This is a genomic window from Streptomyces sp. NBC_00576, from assembly GCF_036345175.1.
GTDB lineage: Bacteria > Actinomycetota > Actinomycetes > Streptomycetales > Streptomycetaceae > Streptomyces.
In genome coordinates, this window is record NZ_CP107780.1 from 818,232 (window position 1) to 839,941 (window position 21,710).

Here is a 21,710-nt window from a genome sequence, read left to right on the forward strand (position 1 = left end):
CCGGGACTCTCGGGTGTCACAAACCCGCCGGCTTTCTCAGGCAGGTCCTTCCACAGGTCTTCTTGATCTTCTTACGCAGGTGAGGAAAGCCCGTGCAGTTCCGCCAACAGGCCCTCGCCAAGCTCCAGTCGGCCGAAGAGCTGGACCTTCCGGTGCGTTTCGCACGCCCCCAGGGCTGGCTGGTCCTCTCCGTCACGGTCGTCGTGATGGCCGCCGCGTCCGTGTGGGCGGTCACGGGGTCCGTCTCCTCCACGGTCAGTGCGCCCGCCGTCCTCACGCACGGGGAGGGCAGTTACGTCCTGCAGAGTCCCGTCTCCGGCCAGATCACCGCGGTCCTCGCCGAGGAGGGCGCCCGGCTGCCCGCCAACTCCCCTGTGCTGAAGGTCCGTACGGCCTCCGGCGAGTCGGTCGTCCGCTCGGTCGCCGCGGGCCGGCTCAGCGCGCTCGCCGCCACGATCGGCCAGATCATCGGTACGGGCACGAACATCGCGGCCATCGAGAAGGTCGCCCGCGCGAGCGACCCGCTGTACGCGACGGTGTACGTCCCGGCCGAGAGCGCCGCCACGATTCCCGCGAACGCGGCCGTCGACCTGAGCGTCCAGACCGCGCCCACCCAGCAGTACGGGGTGCTGCGCGGCCATGTGAAGTCGGTGGACCGGGCCGCCCAGACGCAACAGCAGATCGGCGCGTTCCTCGGGGACAGCCAGCTGGGCGAGCAGTTCACGAAGCAGGGCCGGCCGGTCGCCGTCCTGGTGAAGCTGGACAAGTCGTCGGCGACGAAGAGCGGTTACAAGTGGTCGTCGGCCGAGGGGCCGCCGTTCGCGCTCACCTCCATGACCCTGGCGTCGGGTTCGATCCGGCTGGCCGACCAGCGTCCCGTCGATTGGCTGCTGCCGTGAGTGCCGCACAGAACTCCCGGGCCAAGCGCCGCTCGGCCCCGCCCCGGCGCACGGTCCCCAAGAGCAGCGGCAGGTCCGTGCGCACGCCGACCGTTCTCCAGATGGAGGCCGTGGAATGCGGCGCGGCCTCGCTCGCCATGGTCCTCGGGCACTACGGGCGGCACATCCCCCTCGAAGAGCTGCGGATCGCCTGCGGTGTGTCGCGGGACGGCTCGCGCGCCAGCAACCTCCTGAAGGCGGCCCGGAGTTACGGTCTGACGGCCAAGGGCATGCAGATGGACACGGCGGCACTCGCCGAGGTGAACGCGCCCGCGATCCTGTTCTGGGAGTTCAACCACTACGTCGTCCTCGACGGTATGGGGCGCCGCCTCGGCCGGCGCGGGGTGTACATCAACGACCCTGGCAAGGGCCGTCGGTTCGTGCCGATGGAGGACTTCGACTCCAGTTTCACCGGTGTCGTCCTCGTCATGGAGCCGGGCCCCGACTTCGAGCGCGGCGGGCGCAAGCCGGGCGTCCTGGGTGCCATGCCGGCCCGGCTGCGCGGTACTTCGGGCACGATGCCGGCCGCGATCCTGGCGAGTCTGCTGCTGGTGGCGGTGGGCGCCGCGATGCCCGCACTCAGCCGCACCTACATCGACACGTTCCTGATCGGCGGCCAGACCTCGATGCTGGAGGTGCTGTTCGCGTCGATGGGTGCGTGCGTGGCACTGACCCTCGTGCTGACCTGGCTGCAACAGGCGAACCTGCTGCACGGCCGCATCATCTCCTCGACGCTGAGCAGCGCCCGCTTCCTGCGCCATCTGCTGCGCCTGCCGGTCACCTTCTTCTCCCAGCGCAGCCCGGCCGACCTGGTCCAGCGCCTCCAGTCGAACGACGCGGTGTCCGAGACGCTGGCCCGCGACCTCGCGGCGGCTGGCGTCGACGCGATCGTCGTCGTGCTGTACGCCGTACTCCTCTATACGTACGACCCGCAGTTGACGGCCGTCGGCATCGGTGTCGCGCTGCTCAACATCGTGGCCATGCGGGTGGTGATCCGGCTGCGGGCGACCCGTACCGCGAAACTGCGCGCGGACAACGCCCGGTTGACCAACACCGCGTATTCCGGGCTCCAGTTGATCGAGACGATGAAGGCGACCGGCGGCGAGGAGGGGTACTTCCGCAAGTGGGCCGGGCAACACGCGACCACGCTGGAGGAACAGCAGCGGCTGGGAGTGCCGAGCGCCTGGCTGGGGGTGGTCGCGCCGACGCTCGCGACGCTCAACAGCGCGCTGATCCTGTGGATCGGCGGGATGCGGGCGGTCGAGGGCCATATATCCGTGGGTCTGCTGGTGGCCTTCCAGGCCCTGGTCGTGCGGTTCACCGCACCCCTCACCCGGCTCAACGGTGTGGCGGGCCGTATCCAGGACTTCGCGGCGGACGTGGCCCGGCTCAAGGACGTCGAGAACTTCCAGGCGGATCCGCTGTACGCCCGCCCGGGCGGCGGCGACTCGACGCGCCGGCTGCACGGCCACGTCGAGCTCCAGGACATCACCTTCGGCTACAGCCCACTCGACAAGCCGCTGCTGTCCGGCTTCGACCTGACCGTCGGTCCGGGGCAGCAGGTGGCGCTGGTCGGCGGCTCCGGCAGCGGCAAGTCGACTGTCTCCAGGCTCATTTCGGGCCTGTACGCGCCCTGGGAGGGTGTCATCCGTATCGACGGGCAGCGACTGGAGGACATTCCGCGCGGCGCGCTCGCGGCCTCGGTCTCCTTCGTCGACCAGGACGTATTCCTGTTCGAGGGCAGCGTCCGCGACAACGTGGCGCTGTGGGACCCGTCGATCCCGGACGAGTCGGTGGTGGCGGCGCTCGAGGACGCGGCGCTGTACGACGTCATCACGCGTCGGCCGGGCGGTATCCACAGCCGGGTCGAGCAGGACGGGCGGAACTTCTCCGGCGGACAGCGCCAACGCCTGGAGATCGCGCGGGCGTTGGTGCGCAACCCCAGCATTCTCGTCCTCGACGAGGTGACCAGCGCGCTGGACGCGGAGACCGAGCAGACGGTGATCGACAACCTGCGCAAGCGCGGCTGCGCCTGTGTGGTGATCGCGCACCGGCTCAGCACGGTGCGCGACAGCGACGAGATCGTCGTGCTCCAGCACGGCACGATCGTGGAACGCGGGCGGCACGACGCCCTGGTGGCGGCCGGCGGGGCGTACGCCGAGCTGGTCAGGGAGCGATGAGATGACGACCGTTCACGAGGGCGATGTCGTCCTGAGCGCGCTCGGCCAGATGGGGACGCGGTTCGACCTGTCCGGGCAGGGCCGCCTCGATCTCGAAGGCCCGCAGGTGCTGTGGCTGGTCGCGGCCGGCGCGCTCGACCTGTACGCGGTGGACGCCGTGGAGCAGGGCCAGTGGCATCACATCGGCCGGCTGGAGGCGGGCGCGCTGCTGCTCGGCCCGGTCACCGGCCCGGACCATACGCTGGTCGCCCGCCCGGTGCGCGACTGCGTGGTGCACCGCGTCGGCCTGCGCGAGCTGTACCAGTCGCCGGGCACGGAGACCTGGTCGTACGACGAGTACGGCAACGCCCAGTACGTGCCCCCGGCGACCAGCCCACTGGAGTACGCCCTCGCCCTGGGCGTCGGACGCGGACTGTCGATCCTCTTCCAGGCGCCGATGGCCTCGGAACGGGCCGCCGCGCCGACCGACGACGACGTGTTCTGGATGCAGGTCCCGCCGGGCAGCGTGCAGTACGGATCGCTGTACGGCGCCGAGGCCGCCGCCGATCTGCTGATGGACCCCGGGGTCTGGCAGGGCATGGTCGACCAGCAGTACCGGCTGCTCACCACCCTGGACCGGTGGATCGAGCAGCTGGAACGCAGCCATGAGACCCGTACGGCCGCCGGTATCAAGGCCGGCGAGGCCGTCCGGGCCCAGGCCGACCGGACGCTGCTGGCGTCGATCGGCAAGCCGTCGGCGAAGCGCACGACGGCCGCCGACGCCGACGCCACGTACGCGGCCTGCAAGCTGGTCGCCGAGGCGGCCGGGATCACGCTCGCCGAACCCGCGCAGAGCGGCACCGAGAGCGACCGGCTCGACCCGGTCGAGCGGATCGCGCTCGCCTCCCGCGTGCGCACCCGGGCCGTCCGGCTCGACGGGCGCTGGTGGCACGACAACGTCGGCCCGCTGATCGGCCACCGCAGTCTGTCGGGCGCACCGGTCGCACTGCTGTGGCGACGCGGCGGCTATGTGGCCCTGCAGCCCTCGTCGGGACGCGAGACTCCGGTGGAGAAGGCGAACGCGGCGGAGTTCGAGGAGCGGGCGGTGATGTTCTACCGCCCGCTGCCAGAACGCGGCATGACCCCGCTGCGACTGCTCCGGTTCAGTATGGGTGGCAGCCGGGGCGATGTGGTGAACCTGCTGCTGAGCAGCCTGGTGACCATCGCGATCGGGGCGCTGGTACCGGTCGCCACCGGCAAGGTGCTCGGCGAGTTCGTGCCCAAGGCGCAGACCACACTGATCGTTCAGTTCTGTCTGGCCGTGATGATCAGCAGTGTGGTGGCGGCGGCCTTCACACTGCTGCAGAACCTCACCCTGCTCCGGATGGAGGGCCGGATCGAGGCGACGCTCCAACCGGCCGTCTGGGACCGGCTGTTGCGCCTGCCGACGAAGTTCTTCACCGAGCGCTCGACCGGTGAGCTGGCGAGCGCGGCGATGGGTATCAGCGCGATCCGCAAGCTGCTGGCGGGAGTTGCCCCCGTCGTCACGCAGTCGGTCACGGTCGCGGCGATGAACCTCGGCCTGCTCCTCTACTACAGCGTCCCGATGGCGCTGGCGGCGGTAGGCATGCTCGTGGTGATCGCCGCCGTGTTCCTCGGGCTCGGACTGTGGCAGGTGCGCTGGCAGCGGCGGCTGATCGTGCTCTCCAACAAGCTGAACAACCAGGCCTTCCAGACCCTGCGCGGCCTGCCCAAGCTGCGGGTCGCGGCAGCCGAGAACTACGCGTACGCGGCCTGGGCGGGCGAGTTCGCGCGCAGCCGCGAACTGCAGCAGAAGGTCGGCCGCATCAAGAACCTCACCACGGTGCTGGGCGCGGTGTACCTGCCGATCTGCACCCTGCTGATGTTCATGCTGCTCGCGGGACCGGCACGCGGTGAGATGTCGGCGGCGGCCTTCCTCACCTTCAACACGTCGGTGACGATGCTCCTGACCTCGGTCACCCAGCTGACCGGCGCCTTCGTCTCCGGCGTGGCCGCGCTCCCGCTGTACGAGGAGATCAAGCCGGTGCTGGAGGCGACCCCGGAGGTACGCGTCGCGAGCACCCGGCCGGGCGTGCTGACCGGCGCGATCGAGGCTCGCCGGCTCTCCTTCCGCTACGCGGACGACGGCCCGCTCGTCCTGGACGACGTGTCCTTCCAGGTGCGGGCGGGCGAGTTCGTGGCGATCGTCGGCCCCAGCGGCTGCGGCAAGTCGACGCTGCTGCGCCTGCTGATCGGCTTCGACAGACCGGTCTCGGGCAGTGTGCTGTACGACGGTCAGGACCTGGGCGCGCTCGACCAGTCGGCCGTACGACGCCAGTGCGGTGTGGTGCTCCAGCACGCCCAGCCGATGACGGGTTCGATCCTCGACGTCATCTGCGGCACCGAGCCGTACACACCGGAGGAGGCGATGGCCGCCGCCGCGATGGCGGGCCTCGCGGAGGACATCGGTCGGATGCCGATGGGCCTGCACACCATCGTCCAGGGCAGCGGCGCGATCTCGGGCGGTCAGCGGCAGCGGCTGATGATCGCGCAGGCGCTGATCCGCAGGCCGCGCATCCTCTTCTTCGACGAGGCGACCAGCGCCCTGGACAACGAGACGCAGCGCACGGTCATCGAGAGCACCCGCGCGCTGAACGCCACCCGGATCGTGATCGCGCACCGTCTGTCCACGGTGCTGGACGCGGACCGGGTGATCGTGATGGAGGACGGCAAGGTCGCCCAGGAGGGCCCTCCGGACCGGTTGCTGGCGGACACGGGCGGGCGGCTGCACGAACTGGTGCGACGGCAGTTGGCGTAGCCGGCAGCAGAACCCCGCCGGGACACTGACAAGGGCGACAGAGGTCGCCGGGACCGAAGGGGAGCGGCATCCGGGCCGACCGGGCGGACATGAACCGCCGGTCCCGCGCGGGAGGCGACGCGCTCCGTATCAGTCGGCGCGGGACGGCGGGGCTACGGGCCCCGGGGAACCCTCGCAGGGCCGCCGCGAAGGGCGACGGGTGGCGCAGGAACTCCGTGTGGATGCCGGGCTCCGGTCAGCGGCATGGGAGTGGCACCGCCACCTGTGCTGCGGGATTTGGCGCGCCGGTAGCCCCAGCGTCTCCCCCGGCGCCGCTGATCATCAGCAGGGCCCCTAACGATACTTTCCCGTATCGATACTTTGCCGTTTCGATGAAAGTGGGCTAATCTCAACACGTCGGGAGTACGAAACCGTTTCGTTTACATATTCGTAATCCCCTGCTCCCCCCGTTCCCTTTCGCTCTCCGTCACCACTCGTCGCTCCTCGCCAGAAGCGACCTTCCCTGGAGTGTGCTCAGATGTCTCAATCCCTTACCGAAGGCGCCCCGAAGGGCGTCACGAACAACACGGACAAGGGGTCCGCCGCGCCGAACGCGCAGCGGTGGTGGATCCTCGCGATCATCGGTATCGCGCAGCTGATGGTCGTCCTCGACGCCACCATCGTGAACATCGCCCTCCCCTCCGCCCAGGCCGACCTCGGCTTCTCCGACGGCAACCGCCAGTGGATCGTCACCGCCTACGCGCTGGCATTCGCCTCCCTGCTGCTGCTCGGCGGCCGGATCGCCGACCTGTTCGGCCGCAAGCCCGCCTTCCTCATCGGCGTCGCCGGATTCGCCGGCGCCTCCGTCCTCGGTGGCGCCGCCAACGGTTTCGAGATGCTGGTCGTCGCCCGGGCCCTCCAGGGTGTCTTCGGCGCGCTGCTCGCGCCCGCCGCCCTCTCACTCCTCAACACGACCTTCACCGACGCGCGCGAGAAGGCCCGCGCGTTCAGCGTCTACGGCGCGATCGCCGGAGCCGGCGGCGCGGTGGGCCTGCTGCTCGGCGGCCTGCTGACCGACGCGCTCGACTGGCGCTGGACGCTGTACGTCAACCTGGTCTTCGCCGTCGTCGCGTTCGTGGGCGGCTGGATACTGCTGAGCAACCACCGTGACGCCGCCAACTCCAAGATCGACGTCCCGGGCACCGTACTGGTCTCCGCCGGTCTCTTCTCCGTCGTCTACGGCTTCTCCAACGCCGAGTCGCACGACTGGAGTTCGCCGCAGACCTGGGGCTTCCTGATCGCGGGAGTCCTGCTCCTCGCGGCGTTCACCCAGTGGCAGACCCGGGCCAAGCACCCGCTGCTGCCGATGCGCGTCCTGCTCGACCGTGACCGTGCGGCCTCATTCCTCACGGTGCTCATCTCCGGCGCGGCGATGTTCGGCGTCTTCCTCTTCCTCACCTACTACCTGCAGCTGAACCTCGGCTTCAGCCCGACCAAGACCGGCCTGGCCTTCATGCCGATGATGGCGGCCCTGATGGTCGCGGCCCAGGTCTCGACCACCAGGCTCGTGCCCCGCTTCGGCCCCAAGATCATCATCCCGCTGGGCTTCGTCCTCGGTGCGGCCGGCATGGTCTGGCTGACCGGTATCGACGTCGGCTCGGACTTCAGCACCGCCGTGCTCCCGCAACTGCTGGTCATCGGCGCGGGCATGGGCGCCATCATGCCGCCCGCGATGCAACTGGCCACCAGCGGGATCGGCGCCGAGGACGCGGGAGTTGCCTCCGCGACGGTCAACACCATGCAGCAGGTGGGCGGTTCGGTCGGCACGGCCCTGCTGAGCACGCTCGCCGCGAGCGCCGCGACCAACTATCTGTCCGGCCGGAACGCGGCAGACAAGCTGGTCCAGGCCCAGTCGACGATCGAGAGCTACACCACCGCCTTCTGGTGGTCGGCCGGCTTCTTCGCCGCGGGCGCGCTGATCACCTTCCTGCTGTACCGCCCCGGCGTCCCGGCCCAGGACGAGAACGCCGCGCCGGTGGTCCACATGTGACCCGCCCGAACCCCAGAGACCGAGGGGCCGCCGTCTTCAGGGAGACGGCGGCCCCTCCTGGCTGCTGTGACTGCATGGCGCACGGAAATGTCAATCAAGGAGTCCGTAATTCACCTTGTCGAGTGAACTAGATCTTGCGGACGGCGCCTCAGGGATGCTCCGGGCTCCGCCGGGGTAGCTACCGAGACCGAATGCGCCCACTGCAGAGGTGGAGCAGCCATGACGCCGGAAGCCGACGACCGCACCCCCGGGCCGTCCGAGCACACGGCCTCGGACTCGTCCGGAGCCCTGCCGCCGACGGCCAACCCGTATGCCCGTACGTGTGCGAGCGGGCCGTTCACCGTTGTCGAGGTCTTCGGCGAGATCGACATGGCGACCGCGGGCTCCCTCTGCGAGCATCTGGACGCCGCCACCTCGCACCCCGGCCCGGACGTACTGGTCGACCTCCGGCGCGTCGCCTTCTTCGACTGCTCGGGCCTGCGCGAACTCTGCCGCGCCGACAGCCGGGCCCGCGAGCGCGGCGGGCGACTGCGCGTGGTGTCCGACACGCCCCGCCTCCACCGTCTGCTGCACGCCTCGGGCCTGCTCGACCGCTTCCCACCCCTCACCCGCATCCCCGAATCCGAATAGGGGACGCAGTTCCCCATCCCCACACACGCCAATGGGCCGGCCGGTGGCCCCACACCACCGACCGGCCCCGCTGCGAGGTCGCGCGACACCCGCGACACAGGGTTTCCGCTCTCCCCATCCGCGAGCGTCCTGCGATGCCCACGGGAGCGCGCGACCCCGGTCCCTAGAACGTGAAGACGGCCGTCCCGTAGGTGTTCTTCACGCAGTCGTTCGCGAAGGTCCGCTCATAAGCGACCCGCTTGCCCCGCCACACGCCTTCGACGGTGACGACCACGGGGTCGTACTGCTTGGTGCACTTCACGTCGCCTCTCGCCGCCAGGGCGTCGAAGTCCCCTCCGGCGGCGCGGAGTTCGGCGCAGGCGTCGGCCGCCGCCGGGTGCGTACCCGACGCCGTCGGCGCACAGGTCAGGGTGACGGCACGCTCAGGGGTGACGGCCGCCGCGATGTCACCGTGCCCCAGGGTGAGTACGAGGGCCGAGGGTGCGTAGAGCCCGGAGGGCGCGGGGGCCGGGGCAGCGACGGCGGCCCCGGTGAGGGAGCCGCAGACGGCGGTGGCCGTCAGGGTCAGAGTCGCTGCCCAGCGCGCGGTGTTCGGCATTGTGTGCATCCTTCCGCTCAGTTCGAAGATGCGAATCGAAGGTCAAATGGTCCGCATGGGTGCTCGATCCCAGCCGGTCGGGCCGGATCGGCGAGCGTGAGTCTGCCGAGTCCGGCGCCGAAACTCATCTCGACCCCATGCGTTTCAGTAACCTTGCGTATTGAATCAGTGGCGTGAAGTTACGGGAGTCGAACGCCTGAAGCCCGTAACGGAGCGGCTGTTGATCGTTCGGGGCGGCCTGATGGCTGGATCTGCCTGCCTTTTTAATAGGCCTGAAACATTCCGGTCAGCCCTGGAAGACCGCCGGGCCTGCTGGGGGCGCTGTCAGAGCCTCGCGCTACGTTGTCCGGCGTGAGCGAATTCGTGTTGGTCGCGGGCGCCCGGCTCGGTGCGTGGGCGTGGGACGAGGTAGTGGTCGAGTTGCGCGCCGCCGCGCACGGTGTGCACGCGCTGACGTTGTCGGGGCTGGCGGAGCGGCGGGGCGAGCCGGCCGGGCAGCGGACCCATGTGCGGGACATCGTCGAGGAGGTCGAGCGCCTCGATCTGTGGGATGTGGTGCTCGTCGGGCACAGTTACGCGGGGATACCGGTCGGGCAGGCCGCCGAGCTGATCGGTGAGCGGCTGGGCCGGGTGGTGTTCGTCGACGCGAGTGTCCCGGCCGACGGAAAGTCGTTCCTGTGGGGTTGGGACAGTGCCGGGGTGGAGGCGTCGATCGCCGACAACGGGGGTTTCTGGCCGGCCGCGTCGGCGGCCCACTTCGCGGGCCAGGGGCTCACCGACGAACAGATCTCGCGGATCGTGAGCGGCTCGACACCTCATCCGGGAGCCACCCTCACCGAGCCCGCTGTCCTCACGGGCTCGCTGGGTGACCTCCCGGCGACCTACGTCAAGTGTCTGCTCGACGATCCGGAGCCGTCCGAGGACGTGGTGGAACTGCTCAAGAGCGACCGGTGGGCACTGGCCGAGCTGGACACCGGGCACTGGCCGATGTTCTCCCGGCCGCGTGAACTGGCCGCGGTGCTGCACCGGGCGGCGACCGGAATCTGACCGAGGGTTTTCGCCCCCGCCGCCCTTACCCGTCCCATCCCGTTCCTGGGGGCTGCGCCCCCAGACCCCCGCTCCGGCCCTGAACGGGCCTTGTCCCCAAACTCCCCCAGAGGGGGACCCCCAGACGGGCTGAATGGTGCCGGCCGGACGGCTGGAGATGCCGCCCCGCAGCGAGTGGTTCGAGGGCGCCTGGCAAACGGGCCGGGACAGGTGGGAGAGCGGGTGGGAAACACGCCGCTACGTCGGATCCGCGTCTACCTGTGCCGCCCTGCCCCGTGGGCCCCCTATCGACAGGGAGCCGGGGCTGGCGGTGACCGTGTCCGTCAGCCAGCGTTGTCCCGCGGAGCCGTCGCGAACCTTGACGACCACGTCCGTGTCCGGGTCGTCGGAGGCCGGGGCGACGGCGAGGCCCTCCTCCCAGCGGGGCAGCAACTCGCCCCGCACGGTGAGGTCGTAGCGGACGTCGTCGCCCCGCTCGGCGGACGCGGCGGCACAGCGGCCGAGGATGACGACTCCGGCGTCGGCGTGCGAGTCCAGGCACAGCTCGGGGTTGGCGACACTGCGCAACAGACCGTCGTCCTCGTACGACCACAGCTGGGTCCACGCGGTCGAGCAGGACGCGAGCTTGGCGACGGCGCCGGCCGTGGCCCTGCCGCCCCGGATGTCGAGGCACAGGTCGGCTGTGACGTTGCGCAGCCGGGTCTGCCGGGTGGCTGTCGGGTTCGCGGGCGGCGAGGAGGACACCGCGGGCGGGGTCGGCGAGGCGCCGGGCGCCAGGGTACGTCCGCCGGTCGCGCTTGACGAGGCAGCCGGGTCGGCGCCACTGCCGTCCTTCGGCCACAGCCCACTGCCCAGCACGACCGCGAGAACGACGGCCGAGGCCAGGCCCACGCTGGTGAACAGGGTTCTCCTGTTCCGGGGTACACCCGGCACCGGGCGGCGCGGGGAGGGAATCCGTGACAGCAGACGATGGCGCCCCACGCCGATCCCCCGGCCACCGGTACCGCGCCCACCGCTGCCACCATGTCGGGCATGGCCCCGCGCCCTCGCGCCGCCCTGGGTGCGCCCCGGGCGGGAGTCGAGGTAGCGACGGGCGCCCCAGCCGAGCACCGCCTCGGCGAGCATCGTGTCCAGGCCGCCCTCGACATGGCTCAACTGCTCGGCGGCGTAACGGCAGTAGCGGCACTCCATCAGATGCTGCTGCACATCGGGCAGCAGAGCGCCGCCGCGCCGGATCGGGACGTCGAGAAGGCGGTTGTAGAACCGGCATTCCTTGGACGGCGCGAGTTCCCGGTGGGCGCGTACACAACCCTCGCGGAATTGTTCGCGGGCCTGTTCCAGCGACGCCGCGGCCGTATCCGTGTCCATGCCAAGAAGGTCGGCGGGAACATTCATCGGCTCGGCCTCCACCTCGGTGTGCCACAGCAGACACTGGGCGAGTCCGGGAAGGGCCTGGAATGAACGCTGCGCGAGCTTCCGGTTTTCCGGCGTCATGGACTTCGCCGCGCGCATACCGCGACCGCCCGCCGGTTTCGTCAGCTCCGGCAGTACATCGGATATGCGGTCGTCGGCGGCCCAGTCCCTGACTGTGTCGCGTACGGCCACGAGGAACCGGGGGCGCAGCGCGACGGCCGACTCGGCCCGCATCACCCGCTCCAGGACCTGGTGGAAGGCTGCAGCGGTGACCATGGAGGCGGTCTGGCCCGAAGCCGCGAGGCAGATGACCGCGTACTCGTGGGTCGACTGCCAGTGCCGCGCCGTCAGCAGGGCCACGGCCGGCCCGGTCTCACCCTCCGGCCTGCCTCTGAGCTGCGCGGCGAGACTCTCGTCCGATTCCCCCGGGACCCCACCGGAGTACGGGAGGTGAGACGGACGAGTGGGGTGGGGGTGGGGCACTGAGCGGTTTCCTTCCCAGGCGCGGGCAACTCACAGAGGTTCCCGGCTGTGTCCCCCGCCCCGGCTGTGGCGCTGGACCGCCACCGAATCACCACCGGCGACTCGAGCCCGGCCATTCCCCCTGCACAGGTAGTTCACCCTTGCACAAGTCTCTCCTGGCCAACAAGGCACTTGGGCAACATCCATTCATTGAAGGAAAGTCAGCAACAGGAGAAACTCTCGACACTCGTACCCCTTTTCGGAATTTTTCCCGCGCCCCGTGTGAACCACGCGCACGCGGCGGTGCGCCTCGCACGCTCCCGGCGCGTGCAGCGGTGCAGTCCACTGGAACCGGCCCTTCTCGGAGGCCCCGCGCGGAAACGGCGGCTCTCCCGCGCGAAACGGCCGCCGACCCCGTTCCTCCCGCCCTCGGTCGGCGGCCCCGAGGGCGGGCCCAGCTCTACGTCTCCGAAGACTCGACGACTTCCGAAGAAGGGAAGAACCGAAGAAGGGAAGAATTGCTCAGATCTGCCAGGAGCGCAGCCGGTCGGCCGCGCCGTAGACGTCGGTCTTGCCCGAGATCAGGTCGCGGGCGAGGTCGACGAGAGCGCCGTAGGGCGGGTCGATGCCGACGTCGCTCACGAACATGTACGCCACGGCGGTGGCACAGGCGAAGCGCGCGTTGGCCGACGGCAGCGGCTTGAGCAGCGCGAGAGTGTGCAGCAGAGCGGCGGCCCGCCAGGCGGGGTCGGAGTCCACGCCCAGGCGCGGCGGGTCGACCCGGTGCCGGGCCACTGCGGCCACCAGGGCGGAGAAGTCGTTGACCGTGGGCTGGTCCGGGAGGACCTCTTCGTGGCGCTGGAGCAGCCACGGCACGTCGATATGGATGACGGGAGCCATCGGTCAGGCGACCTGTCCCTGACGACCCGGCGCGACCGGTTCGTCCTCGGGGAACGCGGCGGCGAACTCGTCGGCGTGGGCCGCGAAGAACCGCCGGAATTCCTCCGCGCCCTCCTGCAGCGCCCGGTGCCGGGCGATGTCGGCCGCCGCCGCCTCCCGCACGAGCGCCTTCATCGACGTACCGCGCTCCTTGGCGATCTGCCGCAGGTCCTCTAGCTCGCGGTCACTGAACTCCACATTCAGAGCAGGCATGCCCCCACGGTACCTCGCCGGTACTTACCCGTAAATATCCCCTGGTCAGGTAGGTGAGGCGGTGGTACCGAGGGGGCGAGGGACAGCCCGTTGCGCAGCCCGGCTACCCCTGGTCGGCCACGAAGGTCGCCATGCGGGCCAGGGCCGCGTTCCAGTTGATCGTGTGCTCGTTCGTCGACCAGGACTGGATGTCGTCGATGTAGCAGAACTGGCCGACGCAGCCCTGGAGTTTGCTCTGTGCGTAGGGGTCCTGAATGCTGGAGTTGGGGCCGCCGGCGAGCGTGCCGTCGGGCGGGCTCGGCATGTTCGGGTCGAGCTGGTGGGCGTACCAACGGCTGTGCTGCTGATGGGAGTTGACCTCGCCGTAACCCGTCACGTACGACATGTTCAGCGCGTTGCGGCCGAGGAGGTAGTCCATGCTCTGGAGCGCGCCGTCCCGGTACTTCGAGCCGCCGCTGATGTCGTACGCGGTGGCGATGACGACGGCGTTGTTGAGGACCTGGGCGTTGGAGCCCCAGTCGTACACGTTGGCGTCGGGGGCGTAGGGCATGCCGTACGGCTGTGCTGCCAGCGTGGTCAGATAGCGGTCGGCGCCCTTGATGACGGACTGGCGGACCTTGTCCCGGCCCGGCAGCCGACTGGGGACTGTCGCCAGGTCGAGGCGGCCTGCTGCGGCGGTCCTGGCCCAGTCGAAGCCGAGGGGGACGAAGATGTCGGCCGTGTGGACCGGTGAGCTCAGGATGTGCTGCTCGAACGGCTTCTCACCGGTGGTGAGATACAGCTCGGCGGCCGCCCAGTAGAACTCGTCCTGCGCGTCGGTGTCGGGGTAGGCGCCGCCGCCGGTCCCGTCGTTCGGGTCGGGGTGGATCGCGGGGTGGGCCAGGGCCGCAGTCCATGCCTTGCGCGCCACGGCGAGGGCCCGCGCGGCGAACGGGCGGTCGTAGGGCCGGTACAGCCGGGCCGCCTGCGCCGCCGTGGCCGCCAGGTTCAGGGTGGCCTCGGTGGTCGGCGGGTGCAGTTCGCGCTTCTGCGGGTCGGCGCTCGGCAGCAGCGGCAGCCCGGTCCACTGCTCGTCGTGCATCTTGTGGTGCGCCATGCCGGCCAGCGGCTGCCCGTCGGGCACCTGCATCTTCAGCAGGAAGTCCAGCTCCCAGCGGGCCTCGTCCAGGACGTCCGGCACCTTGTTGCCGCTCTCCGGGATGGCGAGCGTGCCGTCACCGAGTTTGTCCCGCTGCCCCGTACGGGCGTGCAGGGCGCGCTCGTAGGTGCTCAGCAGCTCCCACGTGGAGATGCCCCCGTTGACGACGTATTTGCCGTGGTCGCCGGCGTCGTACCAGCCGCCGGTCACGTCGAGGGTGTAGTCGCACACGCCCGGCTGGCACGGCACGCGGGAGTCGCCCTGGTTGGGCGCCGCATCGACGTGGCCGGCGGGGCGGGCGTAGCCGGGGCGCAGGTCGTCGCGGATCGCGATGCCGCTGCGCTGCGTGTAGTAGTACTTCAGCGAGTCCCGCCGCAGTCGGTCGTAGGCGCTCGCGTCGATGTCGAAGGGGCGGCTCGTCTCGCCGTCGGCGACCAGCGTGAGGCCGGTGCCGCGCTTGCCGTAGGAGCCGAAGTCGATCGAGTGGACGTTCTGCCCGGAGGAGGCGTCGGTACCGCGCGGCACGGTCCTGCCGTGGGCCACCGTCTTTCCGTCGGCCTTCTTCAGCTGCCAGGGCAGGGGCTGCGTGGCGCCGGTGACCAGCGTGGCGTTCTTCGGGCCGGCGGGCAGATAGGCGACCTGGTTGACCCGTACGCGGGGTCCGGTGTCGGGTTCGTACACCTCGGGCGGTACCCCGCCCAGCAGCGACACGTCGTCCATACAGAACCGGAAGGGGTCGGCGCTGCCGCCGAGCTGGAAACCGACCTGGCCCTGGGCCGTGTCCGCGGGTGCGGTGAACGTGTACGTGTAGGAGTCGCCCGACGTGCTCAGCTGCGGGCTCACCTCGAAGTAGGTGTCGTAGGGCGACACCGACAGGCCGACGATCGCCCGGACGACGTGTCCTGCGGACCCGGCGTTCGCCTTGAAGGCGAACCGGTACGACTGACCCTTGACGAGGGTGATGTCGTTCTGGCCGACGGCGGCGTCCCAACGGTTGGTGGTGCCGCCGGGTACGTCGGCGCAGAGGCCGCCGTCGGCGAGGCCGGCGGTGACGTTGGTGGTCGTCCACCAGGGGGCGGTGGTGGTGTCGAAGGTGCCGTTCTTGACCTGCTCGATCTCTTCGGCGCCGGCTGGTCCGGCGGGCAGTGCGGTGAGGGCCGCCGCGAGGAGGGCGGTCACCGAGAGCAGGGTGGTTCTGCGTCGTTTCACGTCTGGGCTCCTCGGGGGGAGGGTGGGGGCGCGGGTGCGAGAAGAGCGGCGCTTGCGGTGGGAGCGCTCCCAGATGCGGACGTGGCCCATGCTGTGCGAGGTCGTACGGCGCGTCAACTGTCCGAACAGGATTTCGCCCCCGCCGCCCCTACCCGGCCCATCCCTGGGGGCTGCCGCCCCCAGGCCCCCGCTTCGGCCCTGAAGGGGCCTCGTCCTCAAACGCCGGACGGGCTGAAAATGCCGGCTGGCGTTCGAGGTGCGAGGAAACCCTTGCTCAGCCCGCCGGTGCCTCCAATCGGCTGATCCGTAGCGCGCCCCGCTCCTCCCCCGGGTATCGGCTTGTCAGGTCCAGCCGCAGGCCCGTGCCTCGTACCGCCGCGAAGGCGATCACCGTGGGCGCGTCGGAGGTGTCCGCCCACTGGACCGTCGCGTCCGGCACCGGCACATACCGGTCGCCGTCCCGCACCGACACCGCGACAGACGCCGGCAGCGTATGCGTCGCGTCCACCGTGAAGGAGACCTCGACCCGGGTGAAGTCGCGCGCCCGTCCCCAGTCGACCGAGACCCAGTCCTCGGCGCGGGCGCCGCTGAACGCCGGCAGCAGCGCGGTCGGCGACTTGTAGAAGCCGTTGGACCAGCCGGTGGCAGGCGCACCGTCGAGCATCGCGGCGGGCAGGGTGTCCGGGCGGCCGGAGTAACTGGCGTCCGCCCGAGGGTAGGTGGGCGCGCCCGGACCCGGGTCGGGTGCGAGGTCTGCGGCCGGAGTCAGCGCCTCGTCGCGAGCAGCCGTCGTACGGACCACGACCGTGCCCGTGCGCAGCCCCGCCGAGCGGGCCGTCACCTTGAGGCGACCCGCCTCCGTGCCCGCCCTGACGATGGCAAGTGCCTTGCCGTGGAAGGCGGTTCGGGTGCTCGCCTGATAGCGCTCGGCGCTCTCCTCGCGCCCGTTGTCGAGGCCGGCCAGGGAGCCGCCGTCGACCTCGAAGGCGAGCAGGTGCTCGGCGCCGGGCACGACCACGCCCCGGGTGTCGACCACGTCGGCGGTCACGAAGCACAGCGAACGGCCGTCCGCCGCCTGGGACTTGCGGTCCGCGGTGAGCCGTATGGCGTGCGCCGGGCCCGCCGTCCGCAGGATGTCCGTCGCCACGACCCGCCCGTCCCGCCGGGCCACCGCCTTCAACTCGCCCGGCTCGTACGGCACCTGCCAGGTCAGGTGGAGTTTGCCGGCGCTGCCGTTCGGGCTGGTGTAACTGCCGGGCCAGGGGCCGGAGGTGACCGTCTTGTCGTCGCCGGTGGCCTCTGTGGTCTCCAGGTAGACACGGCCGTCGACCGTCTTCTTCGTGTCGAACTTCCTTGTGCCCAGGGACTTTCCGTTGAGGAACAACTCCACCGTGTCGACGTTCGCGTAGGCCCAGACCTCCACCGCGCTGCCCGGTTCGTGGTTCCAGGTCATCGGGAGCAGATGGACCATGGGCTCGCTCGTCCACTGGCTCCGGAACAGGTGGTACATGTCCTTGGGAAAGCCGGCCGTGTCGACCGCCCCGAAGAAGGACGCCTTCACCGGGAACACGTTGTACGGGGTCGGTTCGCCGATGTAGTCGATGCCCGACCACAGGAACTCGCCCGCGAACCACCTGCGGTCCCGGTCCTTCTTCAGACCGTACTCGCCGCTCATCGTCCAGGAGGCGAGGTTGTTGTCGTAGGACGAGACCGCGCGCCTGCCCGGGGTGTGGTTCTCGCCGGTGTTGAGGTGTCCCGGCTCCTGGTAGGTGCCGCGTGTGGAGGTCTCCGAGGAGGACTCCGACTCGAAGAGGAACAGATGCGGGTAGGCGATGTGCAGGTTGTCCACCGACTTCGCGGTGTTGTAGTTGAGGCCGAGGCCGTCGAGCTTGGCCAGCATCAGATCGGCCGCGGAACCCTTCGCGGGCGGGGTGCGGTACTTGTCGGAGCCGATGACGAGCGGGCGGGTGTCGTCCGCCGCCCTGATCGCGCCGATGATCCGGTCGGCCATGGCGAGGCCGGCGGTCTGGGTGGAGTCGGTGATCTCGTTGCCGATCGACCACATCAGCACGGCGGGCGAGTTGCGGGCCGCGAGCACCATCTCGGTGGCGTCCTTCTCGCACCACTCGTCGAAGAACCGGCCGTAGTCGTAGCGGGTCTTGCCGGTCCGCCAGCAGTCGAAGGCCTCCACCGTCATCACGATGCCCAATTCCTCGCAGACCTGGATCATCTCCGGCGAGGGCGGGTTGTGGGAGGTGCGGAAGGCGTTGACGCCCATCGACTTCATGATGGTCAGCTGCCGGCGGATCGCGTCGATGCTGACAGCGGCCCCGAGGGCGCCCAGGTCGTGGTGGAGGTCGACTCCCTTGATCTTGTGATGGGTGCCGTTGAGCTGGAAGCCCTCGTCCGGGTCGAAGCGGAAGCTACGGATGCCGAAGGTCGTGCGGTAGGTGTCCACGGTGGTGCCGCCGACGCGCAGTTCGGTTTTCAGGGTGTAGCGGTGCGGGGCCGCGATGTCCCACAACTTCGGTTCGCGGACCCTGAGTTCATGGGTCTCGGTGGACCGGTCGGTGACGGTGACCGTGGAGGCGGTCCGGGCGACCGTACGGCCGCGGGGATCGACGATCCGGGAGACGACCTCGACGTCGGCGGCGGCGCCGGACGCGTTCACCACGGAGGTCCGCACCCGGACGACGGCGCGGTCTTCGGTGATCTCCGGCGTGGTGACGTACGTACCCCAGCGCTCCACGTGCACCGGTTCGGTGACGACCAGGCGGGCCTCGCGGTAGATGCCGCTGCCCGAGTACCAACGGCTGCTGGGCAGCCGGTTCTGCACTTTGACCGCGAGCACGTTCTCGGTGGTGCCGTCGGTGCGCAGGAGGCCGGTGAGGTCGAGAGCGAAACCGGTGTAGCCGTAGGGGTGGCGGCCGACCTCCGTGCCGTTGCAGTAGACGTACGAGTCCATGTAGACGCCGTCGAACTCCACCGAGATCCGCTTGCCGGCCAGCGCGGGCGGAAGGGTGAAGGCCAGGCGGTACCAGCCGAGGCCGCCGGGGAAGAACCCGGTGCCACTGGTGGTGCCGTGGTCGGTGGTCGGAGTGAGTTCGATGCTCCAGTCGTGCGGGACGGCGACCGTCCGCCACGCCGAGTCGTCGTAAGCGGGGTCGGGGGCGTTCGCGTACGCGCCCGTGGGGTCGGTGATCCCGCCCGGGTCGACCAGCGCGAAGCGCCAGCCGTCCCGCAGCGGGACGGTTCGGCGGCCGGCCCGGCCGACGGCGGCCCGCGCATCGGCCGCGGTGCCCACCAGGGCTCCGGCCGCGGGGGCGGACGTACCGGCGACCAACACCGATCTGCGAGTGACCGTCATACGGCTCTCCCTCATCAGGACCCAGAAGTACTCACAACTGATCGTTAACGAACAGATTCTGACGCTGTGGAACATGCACCCGTCAAGGGGCCGGTGACCTACTTCGGCCTCACCTGTCACAACGGCCTGAATTCCGCCCCGGGCGGCGGCCTTCCCGACGGCCTGGGGACAGCGGTGTTCCTGACCGCACAGGGACAGGACGCACTAGTGTGGAGCACCACTGACGTCCCCTTGCTCACTGTGAGTGTTCACGATGGAGTGGCGCTGATGAGTCCGGTGTACCCGTTCGACGATTCCGCCACGGCGCGGGCCGTCGTCGACGAACGGGGCACACTGACCGGCTGGAACGAGGGCGCCCGTCGGCTGCTGGGCTGGTCGGCGGCCGAAATGCTGGGCCGTCCCGCCGCTTCCCTGCTGGTCGACGACGGCACGGACGGTCCCGCACAGCCGGCGGAGGACATCTGGCACGGCACTCTCGCTCTGCGTCACCGCGACGGCCTTACGGTGTCCAGCTGGCTCCTCGCCCACCACCGGCCGGCCCCGGACGGCGGCGGAGGAGACTGGCTCGTCGTCACGCCCCTGGAGAACGATGCCCCGCCCGCGGACGACCCGCTGATGCGGGCCGCGCTGGCCCAGGCCCCCTGTGCGACGGCCGTCTACGACGACCGGCTGCGGCTGCACGGTGTCAACGACGTCATGGCCGGTGTCATCGGGCTGCCGCTGGAGCGCATCCGTGGGCTCAGAATCGCCGAGATAGGGGGCAGGGAGCGCACCGCGGAGCTGGAACAGCACATGCTCGACGTGCTGACCAGCGGCCGGGCGAAGGACGTACAGACCTATCTGCGGACCGTCGGCGAGGACCACGCGCACGCCTGGCTGGCCCGGCTGGCGCCGCTCAGGGACGCCGAGGGCCGGGTGCGGGGGGTCTGTCTCGCGGCCCACGACTTCACCGAGCAGTACCTCGCCCGGGAGCGGCTCCAGCTGGTCAACGAGGCGAGCGTACGCATCGGCACCACCCTCGACGTCACCCGAACGGCGCAGGAGCTGGCGGACGTCTGTGTCCCGGCGCTCGCCGACTTCGTCAGCGTCGACCTGCTGGACCCGCCGCAGCACGGCGGCGACCACCATCCGGCCGAGCTGACGGCACCCCTCAGCCTGCGCCGGGCCGCCCACCGGTCGATCATCCCGGGCAGCCCCGAAGCCGTGGCCAAGCCGGGGCAGCTGGACCAGTACCCCGCCTTCTCGCCCCAGGCCGACTCCCTCCTCGCGGGCCGCACCATCGTGGCCACGGTGCCCTCCGGCAGCCTCGAACAGTGGCTGGCCTGGGACGAGGCGCGCTTCAACCGGGTCAAGGAGTTCGGCATCCACTCCACGATGTCGGTACCGATCACGGCGCGCGGCACGACCCTGGGCGTCGCCGTCCTGACCCGGTACCGACGCCCCGACCCGTTCACCGCCGACGACGTTCTGCTCGCCGAGGAGGTGACCGCCCGGGCCGCCGTCTGTATCGACAACGCCCGCCGGTTCTCCCGCGAACGCGACACCGCCCTCGCCCTGCAACGCAGCCTGCTCCCCCGCATCCTGCCGCGCACCGCCGCCCTCGAAGCCGCCTCGCGTTATCTGCCTGCGGCGCGGGCCGGGGTGGGCGGCGACTGGTTCGACGTGATCCCGCTGTCCGGGATGCGGGTCGCGATGGTCGTCGGTGACGTTGTCGGCCACGGCGTCCAGGCCTCCGCCACCATGGGCCGGCTGCGCACCGCCGTGCGCACGCTCGCGGACATCGACCTCGCTCCGGACGAGCTGCTCACCCACCTCGACGACCTCGTCGTACGGCTGTCGGCCGAGGCCGGCGGCGACGGCGGCCCGGGCGAGGTCGGAGCGACCTGTCTGTACGCGGTGTACGACCCGGTGTCGCGGCGCTGCACCCTGGCCCGCGCCGGGCATCCACCGCCGGTCATGCTCACGCCGGGTGGTACGCCCCGGCAGGTGCCGCTGCCCGCCGGTCCGCCGCTCGGCCTGGGCGGGCTGCCGTTCGAGTCCACGGAGCTGGAGCTGCCCGAGGGCACGGTCCTCGCCTTCTACACCGACGGGCTGATCGAGAGCCGCGAGCGGGACATCGACGCCGGACACCGGATGTTGTGCGACGCGCTGGCGGCATACGCCGACTCGCTCGACGAGACGTGCGATCGCATCCTGCACACCCTGCTCCCGCCGGGCGGCGCGGCCGACGACGTGGCCCTGCTGCTGGCCCGCACCCAGGGCCTGTCCGCCTCCCGTGTGACGACGTGGGACATTCCGGCCGACCCGGCGCTCGTCGGGCCGATCCGCAGGCAGGTCGGCGAGCAGCTCGACGTCTGGGATCTGAGCGAGGCCGCGTTCACCACCGAGCTGGTGGTGAGCGAGCTGGTCACCAACGCCATCCGCTACGGCTCGCATCCCATCCGGCTGCGCCTCGTCCATGACTCGGCCACCCTGATCTGCGAGGTCTCCGACGCCAGCCACACCGCCCCGCATCTGCGGCGCGCCCGGACCTTCGACGAGGGCGGCCGCGGTCTGCTGCTGGTCGCCCAGCTCACCGAGCGGTGGGGCAGCAGGCACACGCCCGACGGGAAGACCATCTGGGCGGAGCTGTCGCTGACGGACGACATGTCCTGACGGTCTTCGCTGCAGATACCGGTGCCTGACCCGGCCGGAGGGCCGGTGAGCGGTGCCTGCTTTCATGGGCGGGT

13 protein-coding genes are annotated in these 21,710 nt (G+C 70.4%); 7 read left to right on the top strand and 6 right to left on the bottom strand.

All coding sequences use genetic code 11. The features are described 5' to 3' along the window. Nucleotides 1-92: 92 nt before the first annotated feature. From OG734_RS03545 to OG734_RS03565, 5 genes are all read left to right on the top strand, one after another. Nucleotides 93-899, top strand: coding sequence for an HlyD family efflux transporter periplasmic adaptor subunit (locus OG734_RS03545; RefSeq protein ID WP_330285992.1), 807 nt, complete (start codon nucleotides 93-95; stop codon nucleotides 897-899). Continuing rightward, nucleotides 896-3,118, top strand: coding sequence for an NHLP family bacteriocin export ABC transporter peptidase/permease/ATPase subunit (locus OG734_RS03550; RefSeq protein ID WP_330285993.1), 2,223 nt, complete (start codon nucleotides 896-898; stop codon nucleotides 3,116-3,118). Before OG734_RS03545 ends, OG734_RS03550 begins: the two co-directional genes overlap by 4 nt. Before the next feature lies 1 nt (nucleotide 3,119). Continuing rightward, a complete protein-coding gene (locus tag OG734_RS03555) occupies nucleotides 3,120-5,936 on the top strand; it encodes an NHLP bacteriocin export ABC transporter permease/ATPase subunit (RefSeq protein ID WP_330285994.1) in 2,817 nt (938 codons plus the stop codon). Between the two features lie 517 nt (nucleotides 5,937-6,453). Then, nucleotides 6,454-7,965, top strand: coding sequence for an MFS transporter (locus OG734_RS03560; protein WP_330285995.1), 1,512 nt, complete (start codon nucleotides 6,454-6,456; stop codon nucleotides 7,963-7,965). A 219-nt stretch (nucleotides 7,966-8,184) separates the two neighbouring features. Continuing rightward, nucleotides 8,185-8,595, top strand: a complete 411-nt coding sequence (locus OG734_RS03565) for an STAS domain-containing protein (protein ID WP_330285996.1) — start codon at nucleotides 8,185-8,187, stop codon at nucleotides 8,593-8,595. A 163-nt stretch (nucleotides 8,596-8,758) separates the two neighbouring features. Here the strand turns inward: OG734_RS03565 and OG734_RS03570 are convergent, their stop codons facing one another. Next, the gene (locus OG734_RS03570) at nucleotides 8,759-9,193 is read right to left on the bottom strand and encodes a protease inhibitor (RefSeq protein WP_330285997.1); all 435 of its coding nucleotides are present in this window, start codon (nucleotides 9,191-9,193) and stop codon (nucleotides 8,759-8,761) included. 351 nt (nucleotides 9,194-9,544) lie between these two features. Between OG734_RS03570 and OG734_RS03575 the strand changes: the two genes are divergently transcribed. Further along, nucleotides 9,545-10,240: an alpha/beta fold hydrolase gene (locus OG734_RS03575; RefSeq protein WP_330285998.1), complete on the top strand. Its 696-nt coding sequence runs from the start codon at nucleotides 9,545-9,547 to the stop codon at nucleotides 10,238-10,240. A gap of 237 nt (nucleotides 10,241-10,477) precedes the next feature. Here the strand turns inward: OG734_RS03575 and OG734_RS03580 are convergent, their stop codons facing one another. The 5 genes from OG734_RS03580 to OG734_RS03600 form a co-directional block, all read right to left on the bottom strand. Continuing rightward, entirely contained in the window at nucleotides 10,478-12,136 is a 1,659-nt protein-coding gene (locus tag OG734_RS03580) for an RICIN domain-containing protein (RefSeq protein WP_330285999.1), read from the bottom strand. Between the two features lie 501 nt (nucleotides 12,137-12,637). Then, the gene (locus OG734_RS03585) at nucleotides 12,638-13,015 is read right to left on the bottom strand and encodes a toxin Doc (protein WP_053745133.1); all 378 of its coding nucleotides are present in this window, start codon (nucleotides 13,013-13,015) and stop codon (nucleotides 12,638-12,640) included. A gap of 3 nt (nucleotides 13,016-13,018) precedes the next feature. Beyond that, nucleotides 13,019-13,267 (bottom strand): hypothetical protein, encoded by a 249-nt coding sequence (locus OG734_RS03590; protein ID WP_053745132.1) that lies wholly within the window; start codon nucleotides 13,265-13,267, stop codon nucleotides 13,019-13,021. A 103-nt stretch (nucleotides 13,268-13,370) separates the two neighbouring features. Continuing rightward, nucleotides 13,371-15,614 carry a glycoside hydrolase family 9 protein gene (locus OG734_RS03595; RefSeq protein ID WP_330286000.1) on the bottom strand — a complete coding sequence of 748 codons (2,244 nt, stop codon included), beginning with the start codon at nucleotides 15,612-15,614 and terminating at the stop codon, nucleotides 13,371-13,373. 274 nt (nucleotides 15,615-15,888) lie between these two features. Beyond that, nucleotides 15,889-18,981, bottom strand: a complete 3,093-nt coding sequence (locus OG734_RS03600) for a glycoside hydrolase family 2 TIM barrel-domain containing protein (protein WP_330286001.1) — start codon at nucleotides 18,979-18,981, stop codon at nucleotides 15,889-15,891. 267 nt (nucleotides 18,982-19,248) lie between these two features. Here OG734_RS03600 and OG734_RS03605 point away from each other — a divergent pair, with 267 nt between their 5' ends. Further along, a complete protein-coding gene (locus OG734_RS03605) occupies nucleotides 19,249-21,636 on the top strand; it encodes a SpoIIE family protein phosphatase (RefSeq protein ID WP_330286002.1) in 2,388 nt (795 codons plus the stop codon). Nucleotides 21,637-21,710 lie beyond the last annotated feature (74 nt).

Bases quoted from the DNA above. Each gene is read 5' to 3' on its own strand.
- OG734_RS03555 (WP_330285994.1), top strand. From the start codon at position 3,120: ATGACGACCGTTCACGAGGGCGATGTCGTCCTGAGCGCGCTCGGCCAG.
- OG734_RS03560 (WP_330285995.1), top strand. From the start codon at position 6,454: ATGTCTCAATCCCTTACCGAAGGCGCCCCGAAGGGCGTCACGAACAAC.
- OG734_RS03565 (WP_330285996.1), top strand. From the start codon at position 8,185: ATGACGCCGGAAGCCGACGACCGCACCCCCGGGCCGTCCGAGCACACG.
- OG734_RS03570 (WP_330285997.1), bottom strand. From the start codon at position 9,193: ATGCCGAACACCGCGCGCTGGGCAGCGACTCTGACCCTGACGGCCACC.
- OG734_RS03585 (WP_053745133.1), bottom strand. From the start codon at position 13,015: ATGGCTCCCGTCATCCATATCGACGTGCCGTGGCTGCTCCAGCGCCAC.
- OG734_RS03590 (WP_053745132.1), bottom strand. From the start codon at position 13,267: ATGCCTGCTCTGAATGTGGAGTTCAGTGACCGCGAGCTAGAGGACCTG.
- OG734_RS03600 (WP_330286001.1), bottom strand. From the start codon at position 18,981: ATGACGGTCACTCGCAGATCGGTGTTGGTCGCCGGTACGTCCGCCCCC.
- OG734_RS03605 (WP_330286002.1), top strand. From the start codon at position 19,249: ATGAGTCCGGTGTACCCGTTCGACGATTCCGCCACGGCGCGGGCCGTC.